Below are 19,904 nucleotides of genomic sequence, written 5' to 3'. Positions count from 1 at the left end.
ATAAATCATTTTATATTTAATTCTAACTGCTCGATTAGTTCATTGAACTTCCTACTATGTTCCCAAAACATCAAGTGGCCCCCAAGCATTTCCACTTTTGACTGTGGGGAAACTTTTGCGGTGAAAGTTTTCGCGACATCAGCCCAATGTTCTGCTACAACTGTCAATGTCGGGACTGATTCACTCGCTATTTTAGCTTCGGCACGATAATCGGAAAACATCCCCGCTGAGAATAAATTAGCGGCAATATAATATGGTGTTTTTAATGATTGCTCGACAATCCATGTTAATTCCTCTTCCTTTAATTCGCGTTGGACCATTATATCTTCCCGCCTATAATTGTTATAATCTCTTCTCCTTCCATTTCTAGTTTGTTAAGATTCTATTCTTCTAATCTAATTTAGCAATCCTAATTCAACCATCGTAGATTGTTACTCCAGTATGCATTTTTTGCCATTCTCCCTTTAAAAAACAAAAAAGTTAATAATTAAAGTCATAAGGCTGAAAGAAATATCAATCTTCACGCACTTTTACTTAACAGGATACTGATTGATACCCTATAATAGAATAAGGCATAAAATACAATATGAGGTGAATAGTAATATGGGGAATATACAAAATACTTTTGGTTTAAACAATTTCAAAACGATGAAAGAAACATCAAAAGCTGTTGAATTTAAAAATATTGTAAACGATGAAGTAATTTATTTACTTCCAAATAAAGAGATTACAATTGTTTTAAATCCAAAAAGAGTCGAAGAAAATAAAGAACTAGAAGAAAAATCTACTGGGTTAAATCATAATACTGCCTTCCTAGAATTCCCCAAGAGGGACCACACTGGTAATGGACCGATTTGCTATGGATATGCTTATAAATTTCAATCAAATGTGGAATTAGATGTTTTTTTACGTGAATTAAATAATAATAAATAACACCAGACTTATGAGGAAAAAGCACTCAATTTATAGTGCTTTTTTTAACTTGGGCATAAAATCAAAACATTATCTGTTAGGCGAGAGTATTGACATTCCTCTTCACTGTATTTGGTTTCCCCCTCAAATATGTTTTTTTTACAAACTATCCCCCTATTCTCGAGATATTTCATGCATATTGTACGGTTTCAACTCGTATAGATAATAAGTAAAGATAGTATTGGAAAACCCCAATTTATGTCAGTTCCCTTCACGGAATCAAATTTTCCAAGGTAGATTTGTTGAGGATTCAATTTTTTCTTCCGATCGAAATCTTTGTTTTTAGAATGGTAAACTTGTTATTTATTATCTATGGAACGTTAACATATATTTACCGCCCTCAAACTTGGAATAAGGTGGAAAGGACCGGTGATTTAGCCAAAATGAATGTGAAGGTAACATGAAGGATCGTATCCCTAAACTAGCACTCGCTTCTGGATTTTTTACGTTGCTTGGAGCGCTTGTCTTTATTACAATATTCATTATTAAAGATTATAATTTACTATCAAAAGAACATGCCGGGCTTTTTCCGCAAAATCATCAATTCCCGCTAAATCATTGCAAGACAGGTTCACAAAAAAACAATCGCTCTTTCCCGTTTGAGGGAAAACAGGCTGAAACAGTGCCTGTTCTTACTTATCACCGCATTATAAAAGAGTCCAATATTAGTAAACAGCATTATATTGACGGCGCTCTTAATCCAATGGTTGTAACGAAAGAAGAGTTTACAAAACAAATGAACTATCTGAAAGATAATGATTTTGTAACGCTAACTTTACCGGAAGTATATTTATTTCTGATTGGAGAAATGGATATTCCGGATAAAAGTGTTTTGTTAACATTCAATGATGGTTATAAAGATAATTTTGTTGAAGCTTATCCGTTGTTGAAGAAATATGATTTTACCGCCGTGAATTTCCTTATTACTGGAGCCATTACTAAGAGAGTTCAACCATTCAACCCAGAATCTGACCAATACTTTAGCACAAAAGAGTTATCTAAGGCATGTGACGTTTTTGACTATCAAAGCCACACATATAATTATCATAGACGTGAAAATAATATACAAAATATAGAGGTTTCTTATTTAAACTCCAGAATCGACGAAGAAGTAACGAAGGATATTGAAAAAAGCATTCACAATTTGAACGGTGTAAATCTTGCATTTTCCTATCCCTATGGTGAATACTCCCCTTCGACAATAAATATCGTGAAGGATTTAGGATTTAAAATGGCTTTTACAACTGAAGACCGCGCTGCATCTCCAGATGATCATCTTTATGAAATCCCAAGGTTTAATATTTTAGCGGCTACAACCCTTGAAACGTTTATTGAATATGTAAACAACTAATTGAAAGCCCCTAGACAAGACGTACTTGTTTGGGGGCATTTTTTGAATGAGTTTTTTCTACAGATTCCAGGTAAACCATTTCCCATGCGCATCTGTTTCACCTACTATTTTTTTATATTCAATCTTGTTAATAAAATAATCTAGATGAAGCTTTCCATCCCATATATTATTGTAGATATGGAAGACATCTCTTTTCTCCCCAATATTCTTTATGGTATCCAGTAATTTGAATTTCTTTTCTTTCGTTATTTGATTTGCCACATGGGTATGAAAAACACATATCACCGCGTTATTCGGAATTTGTTCTACGATTTTTAGAAGGCACTCTACCCCATCCCCCTCGATGAACTTGATTTCATGTTTGTTTTTGGTAAGGCAGTTCACTGCACGGTTGAAGAGTCCCCTTCTCGCATCATGCTCCGGCCAAATTAATGATTTCAACCATAAAGAGTCTTCATCATTTGTAACATCATTAATGTGTAGATCGATTCCGATTCTTTGAGCGACTGGCGGACTTTTCACTTGTAATTCCGGGCGATTATCCCCTTTAATTTCTGATTGAATACGAATATCAGATTGACTATTGCCGTAAATGATTTCTGATTGATAAGTATAACTATATTGATCCCAAAGAAGCTGAAAACCCGCACTCGTTCCGATTTCAATTAAGGCAATCGGTTTATTCGCTTTATTGTAAATATGCGAAAATACGGGATAGAGATATGCGCACCGCCTTGCTTCGTTTGTTTGAACTAATTTTACTTTTAAAAGCGAAATAATTTCTTCACGATAGATTCGACAAAAATCTTTAAAGTGGGAAAAAGATTCTTCATAATCCTTTGGATGTTCTACCATATTTGGATAATAATCTCTTAAGGAATGTTCAACCCCCTTATATAACAGGAGCTGAACAGCGCCAAACAACAAATTCGGAACAGGTTGCCCTTCTCTTGCGAAAGAACTCAAGTTTAGTAATTCACTGTCTGCTGTAATTTGATTCGACAGATATTCATACAAAATGCTTGAACTTACGTCTGCAAAAACCCTATATTCATTTGCTAATCGAGTAATGTCCACAATATTTCCCTCCGATCGTTTTAATGCAAACACCCCGTTCCACCACTCTTTTAGTAGAGATTGGGCTCGGGGTATATTTTCAGCTTCTTTATATTCGTTCTTATCTTCCATCACTTTTCGGATCGAATGCATCGCGAAGTCCATCCCCGATAAAGTTAATCGCAAGGACAGTAACTAATATTCCAAGACCAGGTGGTATCCAAGCTTCCGGATGATAGCGAAGTACACGAATACTTTGTGCCTCAGAAATCATATTCCCCCATGTCGGCGTAGGTTGCGGAATACCAAAACCGATAAAACTCAAGGCAGATTCAATTATTATCATAGCTGCCATCATCAATGTTGCGTTAACAATGATTGGACCAATCGCATTGGGAATGAAATGCTTGAAAATAATTCGTGTATCGCTTGCACCAATTGCTCTGGCACCTAATACAAATTCTTGCTCCCGCAATGAAAGAAAGGTTCCTCTTACAATCCGGGTCAAGGTTGGCCACGAGGTGATCGCAATGATTGTGACGAATATGCCAATCGTAATCTTTTCCATTAGGGCAATGATTGTTAGCGCTAATACTAAAAACGGTAAAGCAAGTACCAAATCCGTTAATCGCATGATAATATTATCAACCACCCCGCCGTAATAACCTGCTACGGCACCTGTTATAAGCCCGATAATCAAGGTGAATGACATTGCGCTAAAACCGACGATTAATGAAACTCTAGAGCCGTAAAGCAACCTTGAAAAGTTATCGTGCCCCACACTGTTTGTACCCAAAATATGTTCACTGCTAGGACTTTGCTCAACTAATAATAAATTAGGTTCTGTAGGATCGTGATCTGTTAAGAATGGCGCAAAAACGGCCATACAAATAATGAGAAAAAAAACGACGAGACCTACAATCGCCAATTTATTCTTCAGAAAACGTCGCATCGCCAATTGAAGCGGACTTCTATGTTTTCGGTCTAAAACCACTTCTTCGTTCGGATCTACATTCATTGAATCAATCGGAGTCGGCTGAACCATACATATCCACCTCAATCATAACGAATTCTCGGATCTACAATACTATAGAATATATCTGCTAATAAGTTTCCGACGAGTATTGCCACACCTAATAAGAGAGCTATCGCCATTACAATAGGATAATCCCGGTTTGTAATCGCGTTAATAAATAGTGTTCCTAAGCCTGGAAAGTTAAAAACTTGTTCTGTAATAATCGCACCGCTTAAAATCGCGCCGAATTCAAACCCCATTAGTGTAATAATAGGAATCATTGCATTGCGCAATGTATGTTTATAGAGCACGTTACGGTCGCTCATGCCTTTAGCCTTTGCGGTTCGAATATAATCGCTGCCAAGTACATCTAACACTTCCGAACGCATATAGCGCATATAGGAAGCCGTACTAGCCAGTCCCAATGTTAGACCGGGAAGGACCATATGATGTAGTCGATCTTTAAACTCCGCGAATCCAGAAAGGTCATTCGAAGATAAAGTTCCTTGCGCTGGAAACCAACCCATTTTGATCGATAATAAATAAATGACAACAAGTCCAAAGAAAAAGTTTGGAATCGCAAGTCCCGCAAATCCAAAAGTCGTTGCACCGTAATCCAATAATGAATAAGGTTTCCGGGCAGAATAGATTCCTATTGGAATTGCGACAACTAACGTGATGCCTAATGCGACAATTCCTAAGTATACGGTGTTCAAAATTCGTTCCTTTATCAAACTTTGAACGGAACGACCGTTAAATGTGATTGACTCACCAAAGTTTCCCTGCGCTACTTCCTTAGCCCAATTCAGATATTGGATAGGAACTGGTTTGTTTAGACCAAGTGCTTCCCGTTGCTGTTCATATACTTCGGGGTTTATGTTCGGGTCTAAAATCTTTCCAGTAAATGGGTCACCGGGTGCCGCCTTAGCTAAACCGAATACAATGATGGACAACGCGAATAACATAGGGATAAATACTAATATTCTTCTAATAATATATTGGTACATACGACGAGCCTCCCATGAAGGAGGAGAGTATGCCGTTTCTGGCATACTCTCATTTACTATCCTTCTAGTTATTATTAATCGTTAACCCACCAAGTATGTGAATCTCTGTACATTGTTTGCGGCAAGATTTGGACGTTTTGAATCCGATCATTGTAAGCCCAAATACTATTTTGTGCATAAAGCAGGAATGCCGGCAAATCTTCAGAGAAGTACTTCTGCCATTCCTGGTAAACTTCCGTACGGTAATCCTGCTCAAATGCTTCTGGCGCTTTAATTGCTTTATAGAGCAACTCATCCGATTTCGGGTTGTTCCAACGCGAGAAGTTATAAGCATCTTTAATGCCCCAAAGACCAAGTGGATCTGGATCCGCGCTGCCCAAGCTCCATCCGATCAAATAGAGATCCCAATCTGTGTTGTCTTTTGTAAGCCCATCAACGTAGACTGACATATCTTTCGGTTGACGCAGGTCGACTTGGATGCCGACTTCATCAAGATATTTAACAATCAATGGCGCAGATCTTTCACGGATTTCGTTTCCAACTGGATACTCCATGTTTAGAACCCATTTTTCGCCATCTGGATCTTCACGGTAACCATCACCGTCTTTATCGACGTACCCAAGCTCATCTAACATTTCTTCAGCTTTATCCGGATCATATGTGTAGTTGGTTCCGGCATTTTCATCATACGCCCAGAATTGAACTGCAATTGGCGAGTTGATTGGTTGGCCGCGACCATGAAGTAATCCTTCTCCGTGCCCTTTACCAACAAGTCCTTCTCTGTCTATCGCCCATGCAATCGCCTGCCTTACTTTCGGATCAGCGATTTTTTCGTTCGGAACCCAGTTATCCGGTTCAATTACGCCACCCGCTACATCTTCCGCAGTACGGTGGTTCATCTTGAATCCTAATAGTTGGTAACCAAAGTCAGCTTGTTCAGCGATTTTAATGTTGTCATAATCATTTACCATATCGTAGTCCGCAGGATTGATTCCGCCTGGGGCAGCGATAAAGTCGATTTCGCCCTTTTCAAGTAAACCAGTCATCACAGATTGCTGGACGACTTTCCATACAAGTTTGTCTAAATGCGGTTTTCCTTGCCAATATTCGTCGTGACGTTCAAGCGAATATTGTTCGCGCTCAATCATATCCGTGAATTTAAATGGACCCGTTCCAATAACTTTTTTAGGTTGTGTAGATTCATCCGCAGATGGAATGTCAGCTACAGGAATGTCTTTAAAAATATGTTCAGGAATGATTGGGAATCCAGTGTAATAGAGCGGCATTACATTCGGCTCTGCAAATTTGAACGTAACTTGGTAGTCACTGTCCGCTACAACACCGAGAAACTCGTCTGATTCTCCCGAAACATAATCCTCATAGCCTAAAAGCGGCTCTACATAGTTTGTACGAACTCCGCCTGCAGATACATAATCAGGATCCGCGATAGCTTTGTACGTGTACACAACATCATGCGCAGTAAACTCTTCTCCGTCATGCCATTTAACGCCTTCTTCGAGCGTAAATGTAATCTCGGTTTGGTCTTCGTTCGTATCCCATGATTTTGCTAAACCTGGGATGAATTCTAGTTTCTCATTTTGTGATGTAAGACCTTCATGCGTGAAATCAAGAATGTTCGCCTCGTAAGCTTCTTCATAAAAAATAGGGTTGAACATACCTGCTGGCGCTGTATGCATCGCACCTGTTACGGTACCGCCTTCTTTAGGCTCGCCGTCCGTTGCCTCTTCTTCGTCCTCCGCGTCAGTGGACGTGCCATCAGTTTCAGTCTCGTCTGGTTTTTCGGTGTCTTTGTCACCATTTTCTGCATTACATGCTACAAGCACCAAACCGAACATCAATACAAAAATAAGCAAAAATAGACTACTCCTATAACGTTTCAACAAAATAGTTCCCCCTCTACATTTTTACTCGAAATTCTATATTTCTTTCGACATTGCAAAGTCTACATCACCCCCTAAAGGTAATAAAATTCAATCCTCTGTGTATAAGTGGCAAGCGACAAAATGGTTTTCCTCCAACTCGATCAGTTCGGGTTTTTCAGATGTACAACGTTCATAGGCATACGGACATCTCGTCCTAAAAGTACAGCCCGACGGCGGATTTGCAGGACTTGGCAAATCTCCTTGCAACTTGATCTTTTCTACTTTTTTTGCTGGATCTTTATCAATATCAATAACAGGTATTGAGGATAGAAGTGCGCGCGTATAAGGATGAAGCGCATTGCTGTAAAGTGCTTTTTTAGATGCAAGTTCTACAAATCTACCTAAATACATAACGGCCACTCTATCACTAATATGCTTGACGACACTTAAATCATGCGCGATGAATAAATAAGTAAGTCCTAGTTCCTCCTGAAGATCCTTCATAAGATTTAATACTTGTGCTTGGATAGAAACATCCAAAGCTGATACTGGTTCGTCGCAAATGACAAATTTCGGATTCACAACAAGCGCTCGGGCAATGCTTATCCGTTGTCTTTGTCCGCCTGAAAATTCATGCGGATATTTTTGCAAATCACCATTTCGTAACCCTACCTTATTGATTATTTCTGTTACTTGTTGCACCCGCTCCTTTTTCGATAGAATTCCCTGTACTACTAATGGTTCTTCTATCAGTTGACCAACACTCATTTTTGAATTTAATGAAGCGAAAGGATCTTGAAAAACGATTTGCATATCTTGTCGATGCGGCCGAATTTTTCGTTGACTCAGGTAAGAAATATCCACATCATCAAAAATCACATTGCCTTCCGTCGGATCAAGCAAACGTAAAATAACGCGTCCCAATGTGGATTTCCCGGAACCTGATTCACCAACGACTCCTAAAGTTTCTCCTTTGATTATCGAAAAAGAAACATCGTCCACCGCTTTGACTTGGCCGACTGTCCGCTTTAAAATACCCCCTTTTATCGGAAAATACTTTTTCAAATTTTTAACTTCTAACAAAATATCTTTATCGGTTCTATTTTCTAGATTAGAACTTTCCAAGTTTCGTTCAATCATCGTCATTTGTACTTCCTCCGTCCTCATAAAGATAACAACGGACAAAATGGCCCGTATCCAGTTCCTTTAATTCAGGATTTGAAACTTTACATTTGTCCATTACATATGGACAACGGGTTGCAAAACGACAACCTTTGGGGAAGTTATATGAAGGTGGAACCGTCCCTTTAATTGTTCCGAGGCGGTCCACATCTTCATCTATCTTTGGTAAACTTGCCAACAAACCTTGCGTGTATGGATGTCTAGTAAGTTTTAATAGTTGTTTAGTAGGGGCTTGTTCGACAATTTGCCCCCCGTACATGACCATTACACGATCCGTATATTCATAGACAACACCTAAATCATGGGTGATGAGTAAAAGTGCCATTTGAAACTTTTCTTGCATTTCAACCATTAAATCGAGAATTTGTGCCTGTATCGTTACATCTAAAGCTGTGGTTGGTTCATCGGCTATTAGAAGCTGCGGATCGCATGATATGGCCATTGCAATCATGACACGTTGCCGCATGCCGCCTGATAATTGGTGTGGATATTCTTTCATTATCTCATTGGGACGCGGAATCCCCACGACTTTCAACAGGCTAATTGCTCGAATTTCAGCTTCGCGCCTATTAACTTTTTTATGCTTTCTAATGATTTCCGTTATTTGATTTCCTATGGTGAATACTGGATTTAACGCAGTCATCGGTTCTTGGAAAATCATTCCGATGTCGTTTCCTCGAATCGAAGTCATTTGTTTCGGTTTTAATTTTAATAGCTCCTGATTGTTCATCGTTATCGAGCCTTCAACAATTTTCCCCGGTTTATTAATGAGTTGCATAATGGATAATGCGGTAATGCTCTTTCCACTTCCCGATTCTCCAACAAGAGCGACAGTCTCCCCTGGAAATACTGAAAATGAAATGCCATCAACAGCTTTGGCCACTTGATTTTGGTTCAAATAAAAATAGGTTTTTAATTGTTCAACATCTAGTAGAGGCTGCACACTCATAAGAACACTCCATTCGAAACTATTTTTCTTTTGGAATAAATCAGAACAGTATATTTGAATACATTATTGCGACAATTGACTACATTGTATTCGTAACTATCGCAATTGTCAATCTGATTTTACTATATTTATTTTATAATACTGAATATTTTGTCGAAATTTACTTGATTCATTCATCCTATAAAAAAACAATCCCCAATCATGGTAGGTTGTTACCATTTTCGGGGAGGTGAGTTATTGTTTTTTATTTCTTCCTTCTCGTTCCCAAATCCGTAAATACGGAAACGGATCAAAAGCCCATTCAGTTCTTCCGTTATATTTATACATTCCGTAATGTAGATGCGGCGCAAAACGTCCAGATGTTCCTTCTTTACCGTATCCAGAACTTCCGACGTAACCAAGTAATGTACCTGGTTCTACAACATCGCCTTCTTTTACTTCTTTATTAAAACCGGAAAGATGCGCATAGTAATGATACGTATTGTACATATCGCGTATGCCTACTCGCCATCCGCCATAATCATTCCACCCCATCACTTCAACAATTCCGTATGAAGTTGAAAGAACTTGCACACCATAGCTAGCGAATAGATCTGTTCCTTCGTGTATTCGCCTTCCTCCCCAGCCTCTACTGACACCCCAAGTACTTCGGTAACTATAGTTGGCGTGAACTGGTAAAGGAAAAGCGCGTTCATCTAAATTTACAGTTTGAAAATGCTTATACAATGTTGAAATCGTCATAATCTGATTAACGGTTTCTTTGCGGTCATAAAAATCCATTAAGGCTTCTTTTACACTATTTTCCGTGGCACCATATGAGCTTATATATGTTGCCAGCGTATAGAGTTTGTCGTCAGGATCTTCGACATCAACACTTCCATCATTGTTTCCATCTCGTCCGTATCCGTTGAAAAAAGTAATTGAAATTTCCGACTCATCTACGGTGGAAGGATTCAGAGCGCCATTCCAAAATTCGCTTGGAAAGTATATAGCGATTGGACCCTCGCTTTTGGGAATATCAGGACGCACGGCTTGTATATTTCGTTCAAATTGATCAATAGCAGCTAAGTAATACCATGGCAATAATGGATTGCTGTTTTTTACGTAATACGTCATCCTTTCTTCTAATTCTTGCTCTCGGGTTTGTTCCTCTTCAGCTAATGCTTGATAAGGTGAAAAGAGGATAATTGCGAATGCGAAAAACAATATGCGACAGCAAACATTCAAACAAAAAACCTCCTTTTGAGTATGCTATTTAGATTTCCCCATTTGGATTGTTTCATGAATGGAAAATAATTTACATGAATAAAAGCGCAAGGCGCCCGTCTAGCCTCGACAGGCATAAGAAATACCGCGACGTGGCGGTATTAGCCTGAGAAGAATGTAATTCAATTCTTCCTAGTGGGATTACTTATGACCCGAGAGGCTGGCGCCTGGAGCTGGATGTGAAATTTCCATATCAAAGGGTGTCACTGGATATATTTTTATTATTTCCTTAACAAAAAAATAAGCGCCCAGGAATATGCTTCTTGAGCGCTTACAAATATTAGTATTTAGTACCGACATCGCCGTATTCGTTTAAAAGTTCTTCAAAACTTTTGTTTTTTTCGCGTTCTTTTCGTTCGAGGCGAAGTTTTTCTTGACGTTTTTCTTCATTTTCGCGTTTAACATTTGTTAAATCGGTTTTAACTGATTTTAATTTTGCGAGTACATCATCATCAAGAGAATCAGACAGTGTTGGCGTTGCATTTTCTTTTTTTGCAACTTGTTGTCGATTTCCTTTTCTCCTTTTTACTGACATAAAATTTCACCCTCCTTCTATCAAGGACGTTTTACAATTGTTGCGACACCTTGCCCGCCGCCGATGCAGAGTGTTGCGAGTCCGGTTTTTGCATCTCGGCGTTTCATCTCATGAACTAATGTTACGAGTATTCGCGCACCGCTTGCACCGATGGGATGTCCAAGCGCAATTGCGCCGCCGTTCACATTCAGTTTTTCATGATCGAACTCGAGTTCTCTATCGACAGCAATGGATTGAGCCGCGAATGCTTCATTGGCTTCGATTAAGTCGATTTCAGCTAGATCCATATTTGCGCGTGTTAATACATTTTTCACCGCTTGAACCGGGCCGATTCCCATGACTGACGGATCGACACCTGCACCCGCATTCGCTTCAATTGTTGCGAGTGGTGTCAAGCCGAGCTCGTCTGCTTTTCTTTTTGACATGATAACAAATGCCGCAGCACCGTCATTTATCCCGGAAGCATTTCCTGCAGTAACACTTCCGTCACGTTTAAATGCAGGTCGCAGTTTCCCTAATTTTTCTGCAGTCGAGCTCCCGCGTACGTACTCATCCGTATCGAAAATGATTGGATCGCCTTTACGTTGTGGAATTTCAACGGCGACAATTTCATCTTTAAACTTTCCGGCTTCAATTGCAGCAGCTGCTTTTTTCTGCGAACTCGCTGAAAATTCATCTTGTTCTTCGCGTGTTATTGAATAACGGTCACATAAATTTTCCGCTGTATTTCCCATATGATAGTCATTAAATGCGCACCATAATCCATCGGAAATCATGCTGTCGACGATTTTTTGATCGCCCATTTTGTAACCTTCGCGCGCACCCATCAATAAGTGCGGGGATTGGCTCATGTTTTCCATGCCGCCCGCGACGATTATGTCAGCATCGCCCGAAAAAATTGCTTGACGGGCAAGATGGACCGCTTTCAAGCCGGAGCCGCATACTTTGTTTATCGCCATTGCAGGAACTGTCTCTGGCAATCCTGCTTTTATGGCTGCTTGTCTCGCTGTATTTTGTCCGAGCCCGGCTTGCAAGACATTCCCCATGATGACTTCATCAACGAGCTCCGGTGAAACCTCAGCACGTTCCAACGCCTCTTTAATAACGGTTGCCCCCAAATCAGTGGCAGATACATCCTTTAATGAACCAAGAAATGATCCGATCGCTGTTCTAACCGCGCTTACAATGACTACTTCATTTTCCATTTCTATTTCCCCCTTAACTATTCGTTACTTAATTAATTTGCTTGTCACTCCATCTCATCATTATAATAAAAATGAGGAGGGATGGTATGTTTATTTTACCAAACAATGCAACAATAATCGAGGTCGGTCCACGAGATGGGCTTCAAAATGAAAGCAAACATGTTAATGAAAAGGATAAATTAAGGTTTATCGGGGCATTACAAGGGGCAAATATTAAAGAAATGGAGTTAACATCTTTTGTTTCTCCAAAATGGGTTCCGCAAATGGCAGATGCAAATGCAATCTTAAAAAATACACCTGTCAATGGGCGACAATTTGTCCTTGCTCCAAATGCAAAAGGCGCCGAATTGGCGTTGGATGCGGGGGCACGTAGTATCGCTGTATTTGTGGGTGTCAGTAATACGTTCAATCAAAAAAATATTAATCGTTCAACTGATGAAAGCATGGATGCGCTCGTACCCGTTCTTGCTCGATTGAAAGATGAAGGGGTTTTTATTCGTGCGTGTATTTCCACTGCATTTTACTGTCCATACGAAGGTAAAATTGAAATCGATGCAGTCGTTGAATTATGTAAAAGGTTCGTCGCAATGGGGGCCGATGAACTCAGCGTGGCAGATACGATTGGTATGGCCAATCCAAAGGAAAGCTATGCCTTATTCAAAATCTTAAAAGAGGAATTTCCAAACAAATTACTAACTGCGCATTTTCATGACACCCGAAAAATGGCAATCGCTAATATCTACGCCGCACTTCAAGCGGGAATCGATCGTTTTGATACGTCAGCCGGCGGGTTAGGCGGATGTCCTTTCGCTCCCGGCGCCACCGGTAATGTGGCAACGGAGGATGTTGTGAATATGCTGAATACACTCGGCATCGAAACTGGAATTGATGTGAAAAAAGTTTGTGAAGCTGTATCGCTCATTGCGCCGCATGTATCCAGACCGATTGAAACGGGTATGTATCGGCTGTTTAGGAATGGACAGCTGTAAGTAGGAGGAGAATTTTGTGAAACGGCGCCTTATCTATATAACCGGAATTATATCGAGCGTAGTTGCTGCTTTTTTGACCTTATTCGGATTTCTCGCGACGAATCGGCTGATGTATTTAAAAATGAAGGATCCTGATGTTATTATGAAACGTGAAATATTGGCGAAACGTTTCGATGAGAAGTGGTATGAAACTGTACGAAAAGAAGGCCTATGGATTCATTCGCCAAATGATTATTTATTAAATACAGTCTTTTTAAAACCGCTAAACACGAAGAATACTGTCATAATTTGTCATGGCGTGACAGAAAATAAAACGAATTCAATCAAATATGCTCGATTATTTGAACGTCTGGGTTTTAACTCCGTCATTTACGATCATAGACGGCACGGTGAATCCGGTGGGAAAACTACCAGTTTCGGTTATTATGAAAAATTGGATTTGCAGGCGATTGTGCAGTTTATTCGCAAGAAGATTGGCGAAGATGCTTTGCTTGGTATTCACGGGGAGTCCATGGGCGCTGCGACGACTATTCTTTACGCCGGAACATTTGATGATGATGCCGATTTTCATATTGTAGATTGTCCTTTTTCCGATTTTACAGAACAAGTCCTTCATGTCCTACGAATGGAGACACCGCTACGAAGCACAATGGCTTTACGTATTGCAAATCTTTTTTTAAAAATGCGAGATGGTTACACACTGAACCTGGTTTCACCTCGGGAAGTAATTGAAAATGTTCAAAAGCCAATGTTGTTTATCCACAGTATGGAAGACGAATTTATCTTGCCATATATGACAAAAGAATTGTATCAAGCTAAACCTGGCGACAAAATGCTGAAACTTTTCGACAAAGGGTCTCATGCAAAATCGTTTAATGATAATCCTGAGTCGTATGAAAATACCGTTAAAGAATTTCTTCAGCGATATGGTTTTTTATCAAAAGTAAACACCCGCTAAATGATTAGCGGGTGTTTTCGACTTTATTATTTTTTCTTTTTCTTCTTGTCCTTCTTTTCGCGCTCGCTAACTTTATTCATTTGACTCATCATCTGGTTAATCCTTTTTTGTGAAGGTTTTTGACCCATCTGCATCATCATCATTCGTAGCATTTCTTCATTAATCGGCGGGTTCTCTTCTAAGTATTTCATCATATATTGACGTGCAATGAAAAATCCGAGGGCCACACCAGCTAATAGCGCGACGACGATTCCCACTATCCACCAAATCATCCGCTATACCTCCTTCACTTCAGTTGTCCGTTTTTTTACGGTTCCATGAAGGATTATACAATACTATTGCTTGATATACTACCTTTTCAACGAAAAATCGCAGCAGTTTTTCTTTCACTGTCTGAGAACTTGATCGGTTTCAACCATCCCCACTCTCCGTTATTGTCCATTACTGCAAAAAAACGGCTATCCACTTCGGACAACGCGACAAATAAGTCCAAGTCTAGCATACGAGATCCGTCACAAAAAACTGAAAGAGAATAAGCAGAAAGTGAGATTAGAATAGAACCTTTCACTGGGTGAGTCAATTTATACTCCCCGTTTTCTCTTTCAATTGTTTCAAATACTTTACTCAGATTTGAAAGGATCGCTTCATCAATTATTTCGGGCTCAATGATGTCGCAAAGATAATGGATTTCTTTTAAATCATTACTTTGCTCCCCGTTCTCTTTTAGTAAATCGTATAAGAGTTGTTCTCGTCCAATTACAAATGGTTCGTATTCCTTTTTCACTTTATATATTCCGTACATCCGCACGACTCCCACCTCCTCATATGTAGAAGTGTATCTGTTTAATTCTGAAAAGACTGTCATATTGTGAAATAGTTAGTAACTATTTTTGTCGAATTTTGATTCAGAATACGGTTTCCTGTATTTTCAGTTATTTTACCATGAAAACCACCTTACATACAAGTTTGCTTAATTGATTTTAAAAAAAGCTATTCTAAAAGCCGTGTTTGGAAACCGGCTTTCAGAATAGCTAAAGTTACTTTTTATTTTAGTAAGTTTTTCACTTTCGAAACAACGTTATCTTCAGTGAAACCGTATTTTTCTAGAATGACATTTCCTGGGGCACTTGCTCCAAATGTGTCAATTGCCAAAATATCTCCTTCGTCGCCGATGTATTTATGCCATCCGAGTGATGAACCCATCTCGATACCAAGACGCTTTTTCACGTCTTTTGGAAGTACGCTTTGTTTGTATTCATCATTTTGTTTTTCAAACAAGTCCCATGAAGGCATTGATACGACGCTTACATCGATATTTTCTTCTTTTAATTTTTCCTGTGCTGCTACAGCTAGGCTTACTTCAGATCCTGAAGCCAAAAGAATAGCATCTGCTTTTTCTTTCGTTGCTGGAGATACAATGTATGCACCTTTCGAAACGCCCTCGTGTGCAAGTTCTGCGGTCTTAGATAGAACAGGCAAGTTTTGGCGTGACAAGACAAGAACTGTTGGATTCTTTCTTGATGATAAAGCCATATTCCACGCGGCAGCCGTCTCGTTTGCATCGGCAGGACGAATGATTGATAAACCTGGCATTGCACGAAGTGATGCCAAATGTTCAACCGGCTCATGAGTAGAGCCATCCTCGCCTACTGCCACACTGTCGTGTGTGAATACATAAGTTACAGGAACATTCATCAAAGCTGATAAGCGAACAGCCGGACGAACGTAGTCACTGAATACGAAGAACGTTCCACCAAATACATGTAAGCCTCCGTGTAGTGCCATTCCGTTTAACGCCGTTCCCATTGCAAATTCACGTACACCGAACCAAATATTACGACCTGAGTAGTCAGATGGCAAGAAATCGCCTGATTCTTTAATTGTTGTATTGTTTGAACCTGCAAGGTCCGCACTTCCGCCGAATAGTGATGGCAGAATTGGTGCAATCGCATTAATTGCGTCGCCTGATGCTGCACGCGTTGCTAATGAAGTACCTTCTGTATATGTTGGAAGTGATTCTACAAGTCCTTCCGGTAATTTTCCATCAATTGCATTTAGTAATTGTTGTGCTAAGTCAGCGTGTTCAGCTTCATATTTCTCGAAAAGCTCATTCCATTCTTGTTCTTTTTGAACGCCAAGTTTTTCTGTTCCTTCTTGGAATGCTTCATAGACACCTTCAGGAACAAAGAAATCTTCTTCAAATGTCCATTTGTAATAGTCTTTAGTAAGTTTCATTTCATCTTCGCCAAGCGGCGCGCCGTGTGCTGCAGACTTACCAGACTTATTAGGTGAACCATATCCGATGACTGTTTTAATTTCAATCATTGTCGGTCCGCCTTCATTTTGTTTCGCTTGTTCAATCGCTTTTGATAAAAGACCAACGTCGTTTCCATCTTCAACACGGATGTAGTTCCAACCGTATGATTCAAAACGCTTTTTGATATTCTCCGTAAATGACATGTCTAATTCACCATCGAGTGAAATATCATTGCTGTCATAAAGAATGATTAACTTATCTAATTGTAAGTGTCCCGCCAAAGATATTGCTTCTCCCGCAACACCTTCCATTAAATCCCCATCACCACAAAGCGCGTATGTATGATGATCGACTACTTCATATCCGGGCCTGTTGTACGTAGCTGCAAGGTGCTTCTCAGCCATTGCCATTCCGACAGCCATGCCGATTCCTTGACCTAGTGGGCCAGTTGTTGCTTCAACGCCGACTGTATGCCCATATTCTGGGTGACCCGGTGTTAAAGAACCCCATTGTCTAAAGTTTTTAAGTTCTTCCATTGGAAGACCGTAACCTGCAAGGTGTAATAAGCTATATAGAAGCATTGAGCCATGACCTGCAGAAAGTACAAAACGGTCGCGGTTAAACCACTGCGGGTTAGATGGGTTATGGTGCATATGTTTTGTCCATAGCGTGTATGCCATCGGAGCAGCACCCATCGGTAATCCAGGGTGTCCTGAATTCGCTTTTTCGATTGCATCAATTGATAATGTTCGGATTGTATTAATAGCTAATTGATCAATATTTTGAGTCATAAGTAATGTTCTTCCTTTCCTATGTCAAATCTGTTTTCTACATGTATCCTTCTATAGTTTAGTCAAACCGAGTGACAATTACAATTTTTTCGAGGGTTTATCACAGATATGCCTTATTCTTTAGTTGCGCAAATTTCGATTTCGCGCTTGTTTAACCTTTTCTGGTGTGACGTCTGTCCCTTCTGGATCGATAACTTGCACGTTTTCAATCGTTTCCCTCATTGAAGAACGAAACGATGTTAAATACTCCTGGCGCAATTTGGTTTGCTCTTTTGCCTCTTCAATCGAGAGCCCGGCTGTTTTCGATTTTTTTGAGAGTTCATTAATTCGATCTATTTTTTCTTGTGATAACATTTTTATTCCTCCGCATCATTTACTTTTCATCTTTTCACTATGTAAAAGGTATACAAAAAAAGCAGGAAGCGCAATAATTTAGCCTTCCTGCTCGAGTTCGTATTCTTTAAATCGACGATGTACCGTCGCTTTACTTATATCATGTCCAAGCCCTTTTAGCACATTAGTAATTTCCTCAAATGTTAACCCTTTGTCGCGTAAAGAAATAATTTCACCGACTGGCACTTCGATTCTTTCGCGCCCTTCTGCATTGCCGCGATTTTTCAAGTTTCGTTCTGGTCGATAGCCATCACGGACAGCGCGCTGCATTCCGCGTCTAATTTTTGCATTGTGTAATTTACGTTGGTATTCCTCAACGATTGCTAGTATTTCAAGCATCATTGTATCCATTTCATTTAATGCGAGCGGACCCCCATCGTTATGGGAAAAGATTTCTGTTTCAGTTTTGGCCAACAAATGCAATATTGCCATACGGGCATTTCCGCGACCCAGTCTTGTCTCGTCTTGAATAAGAACGGCATCAATATTTTCATCTCGCACAAAATCCAACAATTCAAGTAAGCCACCGCGGTCGATATCAAAACCGCTGTGTCGATCCTGGAAAGTTTCTATGTGGACAAAATTAAGTTCCTTTGCCAATTGTTCTAGTTCCTCTTCCTGTCTAGCGAGAGACATTTCCTGCACTTCTTTTTCAGTACTGACTCTGCAGTATATGACACATTGTTTTTTTCCTTTCTTCACTCGCCCTCACCCGCAAGCGTAGCGATATCTTTTTGATCGAATACGGTACTCTTTGGTAATTTCAACTCTTCGCCTACACGAATTGTCGTCGTTTTAAGATTGTTTAAATTTATAATATCTTTGATCCATTTATCAGCGGGAACATTATTAGTTGCGTATTTTGTAGAATAGCCCCATAGCGTATCCCCTTCAGCAACAACTACTTTTTCGAATACAACATCATTTTCCGCTTTACTCATACCGACTACGGTAAATATAATACAAACTGCAACGACAAGAAGTAAATAACTATTATTTTTTATGAATGTCATATTAATCTCTCCTAGCGAATGTTTGTTCGGAATGCATGTTCTTATAATAAGATAGATTTTTACATTTGTCAATCATTTTATAGAACTAACGTTTGTCTTTTAGAAGAACGGCTGATATACTAGATTCAATAAGGGAATTCGTGTTCGAGTGTTTACTCTTTCTCAATACGAAAACTACTATAATAGGGGTGATTGGGATGACAAAAATTTCTAAGAGACAACAAGCGATTATGGATTTTATAAAATCCGAAGTGAATCAGAAAGGATATCCACCATCCGTACGTGAAATCGGAACGGCAGTTGGACTAGCTTCTAGCTCAACGGTTCATGGACATTTGGCGCGATTGGAAAGTAAAGGGTATATTCGAAGAGATCCAACAAAGCCTCGTGCGATAGAAGTATTGGATCCCGAGGGTCTTGAAGCTATTAAACCTGGCGTCCTAAACGTCCCTCTCGTCGGAAAAGTTACTGCCGGGCTGCCAATTACAGCAATTGAGAACATAGAAGAGTATTTTCCACTTCCGGAAACATTTGGAACGGCAGATGACAATATTTTCATGTTGGAAATTGTCGGTGAGAGTATGATTGAAGCCGGAATCTTAAATGGTGACTACGTTGTTGTTAAACAAACGAGCACAGCACAAAATGGCGAGATAATCGTAGCGATGACCGAAGATGATGAAGCGACTGTTAAGCGTTTCTTTAAAGAGAAAAACTATTTCAGACTACAACCCGAAAACTCCTCAATGGATCCAATTATCGTGGACAATGTCTCCGTACTTGGTAAAGTTGTCGGCGTATACCGAAATATCCAGTAAAAGCATAAGCAAAAGGAGCTGATAAACAGCTCCTTTTTTTATGCTTAAAACTATAAAGTATAGATCCGTGGACGCCTATTTTGTTCCCGTAACGCGGGGGGTTGCTCCCTTAACGGACTCATCTATTCCCGTATGGCGTTGGTTTGTTCCCGTAACGTCTGGCTCGCCAAATTTGTTCCCGTAACGCGGGGGATTGCTCCCGTAACGCGCTAGTTTATTCCCGTAACGTACGGCTCGCTAATTTTATTCTCGATGCGCAACGGT

The 19,904-nt window shown here is 39.8% G+C and carries 21 protein-coding genes; 5 read left to right on the top strand and 16 right to left on the bottom strand.

All coding sequences use genetic code 11. From position 1 onward, the window contains the following. Positions 1-5: 5 nt before the first annotated feature. Complete coding sequence (locus JSQ81_RS19535; RefSeq protein ID WP_249336586.1) at positions 6-320, bottom strand: alpha/beta fold hydrolase; 315 nt, start codon at positions 318-320, stop codon at positions 6-8. Positions 321-603: 283 nt separating this feature from the next. Here JSQ81_RS19535 and JSQ81_RS19530 point away from each other — a divergent pair, with 283 nt between their 5' ends. Next, complete coding sequence (locus JSQ81_RS19530; RefSeq protein WP_212605634.1) at positions 604-933, top strand: hypothetical protein; 330 nt, start codon at positions 604-606, stop codon at positions 931-933. 439 nt (positions 934-1,372) lie between these two features. Then, positions 1,373-2,323: a polysaccharide deacetylase family protein gene (locus JSQ81_RS19525; protein WP_212605633.1), complete on the top strand. Its 951-nt coding sequence runs from the start codon at positions 1,373-1,375 to the stop codon at positions 2,321-2,323. A gap of 57 nt (positions 2,324-2,380) precedes the next feature. Here JSQ81_RS19525 and JSQ81_RS19520 read toward each other — a convergent pair whose 3' ends face one another. From JSQ81_RS19520 to JSQ81_RS19480, 9 genes are all read right to left on the bottom strand, one after another. After that, positions 2,381-3,403 (bottom strand): DUF2332 domain-containing protein, encoded by a 1,023-nt coding sequence (locus JSQ81_RS19520; protein WP_249336753.1) that lies wholly within the window; start codon positions 3,401-3,403, stop codon positions 2,381-2,383. Between the two features lie 97 nt (positions 3,404-3,500). Then, on the bottom strand, positions 3,501-4,424 hold the full coding sequence (gene opp4C / locus JSQ81_RS19515; protein ID WP_371812475.1) for an oligopeptide ABC transporter permease: 924 nt from the start codon (positions 4,422-4,424) through the stop codon (positions 3,501-3,503). Between the two features lie 11 nt (positions 4,425-4,435). Continuing rightward, a complete protein-coding gene (locus JSQ81_RS19510) occupies positions 4,436-5,401 on the bottom strand; it encodes an ABC transporter permease (protein WP_212605632.1) in 966 nt (321 codons plus the stop codon). Positions 5,402-5,475: 74 nt separating this feature from the next. Next, positions 5,476-7,305, bottom strand: coding sequence for an ABC transporter substrate-binding protein (locus JSQ81_RS19505; protein WP_371812474.1), 1,830 nt, complete (start codon positions 7,303-7,305; stop codon positions 5,476-5,478). Positions 7,306-7,392: 87 nt separating this feature from the next. Further along, positions 7,393-8,424 (bottom strand): ABC transporter ATP-binding protein, encoded by a 1,032-nt coding sequence (locus tag JSQ81_RS19500; protein ID WP_249336752.1) that lies wholly within the window; start codon positions 8,422-8,424, stop codon positions 7,393-7,395. Beyond that, the gene (locus JSQ81_RS19495; RefSeq protein ID WP_305849472.1) at positions 8,417-9,415 is read right to left on the bottom strand and encodes an ABC transporter ATP-binding protein; all 999 of its coding nucleotides are present in this window, start codon (positions 9,413-9,415) and stop codon (positions 8,417-8,419) included. Before JSQ81_RS19495 ends, JSQ81_RS19500 begins: the two co-directional genes overlap by 8 nt. A 234-nt stretch (positions 9,416-9,649) precedes the next feature. Then, on the bottom strand, positions 9,650-10,642 hold the full coding sequence (locus JSQ81_RS19490) for a M23 family metallopeptidase (protein WP_212605630.1): 993 nt from the start codon (positions 10,640-10,642) through the stop codon (positions 9,650-9,652). Between the two features lie 319 nt (positions 10,643-10,961). After that, positions 10,962-11,216 carry a YqkE family protein gene (locus JSQ81_RS19485; RefSeq protein ID WP_212605629.1) on the bottom strand — a complete coding sequence of 85 codons (255 nt, stop codon included), beginning with the start codon at positions 11,214-11,216 and terminating at the stop codon, positions 10,962-10,964. A gap of 20 nt (positions 11,217-11,236) precedes the next feature. Next, a complete protein-coding gene (locus tag JSQ81_RS19480) occupies positions 11,237-12,421 on the bottom strand; it encodes an acetyl-CoA C-acetyltransferase (protein WP_212605628.1) in 1,185 nt (394 codons plus the stop codon). Between the two features lie 86 nt (positions 12,422-12,507). On the opposite strand from JSQ81_RS19480, the gene JSQ81_RS19475 reads away from it, so the two are divergent. Together JSQ81_RS19475 and JSQ81_RS19470 are read left to right on the top strand one after the other, a co-directional pair. Further along, on the top strand, positions 12,508-13,410 hold the full coding sequence (locus JSQ81_RS19475; protein ID WP_212605627.1) for a hydroxymethylglutaryl-CoA lyase: 903 nt from the start codon (positions 12,508-12,510) through the stop codon (positions 13,408-13,410). A 16-nt stretch (positions 13,411-13,426) separates the two neighbouring features. Then, positions 13,427-14,368 (top strand): alpha/beta hydrolase, encoded by a 942-nt coding sequence (locus tag JSQ81_RS19470; protein ID WP_212605626.1) that lies wholly within the window; start codon positions 13,427-13,429, stop codon positions 14,366-14,368. A gap of 26 nt (positions 14,369-14,394) precedes the next feature. Here the strand turns inward: JSQ81_RS19470 and JSQ81_RS19465 are convergent, their stop codons facing one another. The 6 genes from JSQ81_RS19465 to JSQ81_RS19440 form a co-directional block, all read right to left on the bottom strand. Beyond that, on the bottom strand, positions 14,395-14,640 hold the full coding sequence (locus JSQ81_RS19465) for a YneF family protein (RefSeq protein ID WP_212605625.1): 246 nt from the start codon (positions 14,638-14,640) through the stop codon (positions 14,395-14,397). An 86-nt stretch (positions 14,641-14,726) separates the two neighbouring features. Further along, complete coding sequence (gene sirA, locus JSQ81_RS19460; RefSeq protein ID WP_212605624.1) at positions 14,727-15,170, bottom strand: sporulation inhibitor of replication protein SirA; 444 nt, start codon at positions 15,168-15,170, stop codon at positions 14,727-14,729. Positions 15,171-15,412: 242 nt separating this feature from the next. Continuing rightward, entirely contained in the window at positions 15,413-17,416 is a 2,004-nt protein-coding gene (tkt, locus tag JSQ81_RS19455) for a transketolase (RefSeq protein WP_212605623.1), read from the bottom strand. 120 nt (positions 17,417-17,536) lie between these two features. Next, positions 17,537-17,770 (bottom strand): DUF896 domain-containing protein, encoded by a 234-nt coding sequence (locus JSQ81_RS19450; RefSeq protein WP_212605622.1) that lies wholly within the window; start codon positions 17,768-17,770, stop codon positions 17,537-17,539. Between the two features lie 78 nt (positions 17,771-17,848). After that, complete coding sequence (locus tag JSQ81_RS19445) at positions 17,849-18,511, bottom strand: YneB family resolvase-like protein (RefSeq protein ID WP_212605621.1); 663 nt, start codon at positions 18,509-18,511, stop codon at positions 17,849-17,851. Next, entirely contained in the window at positions 18,508-18,822 is a 315-nt protein-coding gene (locus JSQ81_RS19440; RefSeq protein WP_212605620.1) for a cell division suppressor protein YneA, read from the bottom strand. Before JSQ81_RS19440 ends, JSQ81_RS19445 begins: the two co-directional genes overlap by 4 nt. 197 nt (positions 18,823-19,019) lie before the next feature. On the opposite strand from JSQ81_RS19440, the gene lexA reads away from it, so the two are divergent. After that, on the top strand, positions 19,020-19,640 hold the full coding sequence (gene lexA, locus JSQ81_RS19435; RefSeq protein ID WP_212605619.1) for a transcriptional repressor LexA: 621 nt from the start codon (positions 19,020-19,022) through the stop codon (positions 19,638-19,640). The last annotated feature ends 264 nt before the right edge of the window (positions 19,641-19,904 follow it).

The sequence above is a fragment of the Sporosarcina sp. Marseille-Q4063 genome (assembly GCF_018309085.1).
GTDB lineage: Bacteria > Bacillota > Bacilli > Bacillales_A > Planococcaceae > Sporosarcina.
Note: the sequence above shows the minus strand (reverse complement) of the source record. Positions and strands in the feature narration are given on the sequence as shown.

Excerpts from the sequence above, each read along its gene's own strand:
- JSQ81_RS19535 (WP_249336586.1), bottom strand. The coding sequence starts at position 320 with ATGGTCCAACGCGAATTAAAGGAAGAGGAATTAACATGGATTGTCGAG.
- JSQ81_RS19530 (WP_212605634.1), top strand. The coding sequence starts at position 604 with ATGGGGAATATACAAAATACTTTTGGTTTAAACAATTTCAAAACGATG.
- JSQ81_RS19525 (WP_212605633.1), top strand. The coding sequence starts at position 1,373 with ATGAAGGATCGTATCCCTAAACTAGCACTCGCTTCTGGATTTTTTACG.
- opp4C (WP_371812475.1), bottom strand. The coding sequence starts at position 4,424 with ATGGTTCAGCCGACTCCGATTGATTCAATGAATGTAGATCCGAACGAA.
- JSQ81_RS19510 (WP_212605632.1), bottom strand. The coding sequence starts at position 5,401 with ATGTACCAATATATTATTAGAAGAATATTAGTATTTATCCCTATGTTA.
- JSQ81_RS19500 (WP_249336752.1), bottom strand. The coding sequence starts at position 8,424 with ATGATTGAACGAAACTTGGAAAGTTCTAATCTAGAAAATAGAACCGAT.
- JSQ81_RS19495 (WP_305849472.1), bottom strand. The coding sequence starts at position 9,415 with ATGAGTGTGCAGCCTCTACTAGATGTTGAACAATTAAAAACCTATTTT.
- JSQ81_RS19485 (WP_212605629.1), bottom strand. The coding sequence starts at position 11,216 with ATGTCAGTAAAAAGGAGAAAAGGAAATCGACAACAAGTTGCAAAAAAA.
- JSQ81_RS19480 (WP_212605628.1), bottom strand. The coding sequence starts at position 12,421 with ATGGAAAATGAAGTAGTCATTGTAAGCGCGGTTAGAACAGCGATCGGA.
- JSQ81_RS19475 (WP_212605627.1), top strand. The coding sequence starts at position 12,508 with ATGTTTATTTTACCAAACAATGCAACAATAATCGAGGTCGGTCCACGA.
- JSQ81_RS19465 (WP_212605625.1), bottom strand. The coding sequence starts at position 14,640 with ATGATTTGGTGGATAGTGGGAATCGTCGTCGCGCTATTAGCTGGTGTG.
- sirA (WP_212605624.1), bottom strand. The coding sequence starts at position 15,170 with ATGTACGGAATATATAAAGTGAAAAAGGAATACGAACCATTTGTAATT.
- tkt (WP_212605623.1), bottom strand. The coding sequence starts at position 17,416 with ATGACTCAAAATATTGATCAATTAGCTATTAATACAATCCGAACATTA.
- JSQ81_RS19450 (WP_212605622.1), bottom strand. The coding sequence starts at position 17,770 with ATGTTATCACAAGAAAAAATAGATCGAATTAATGAACTCTCAAAAAAA.
- JSQ81_RS19440 (WP_212605620.1), bottom strand. The coding sequence starts at position 18,822 with ATGACATTCATAAAAAATAATAGTTATTTACTTCTTGTCGTTGCAGTT.
- lexA (WP_212605619.1), top strand. The coding sequence starts at position 19,020 with ATGACAAAAATTTCTAAGAGACAACAAGCGATTATGGATTTTATAAAA.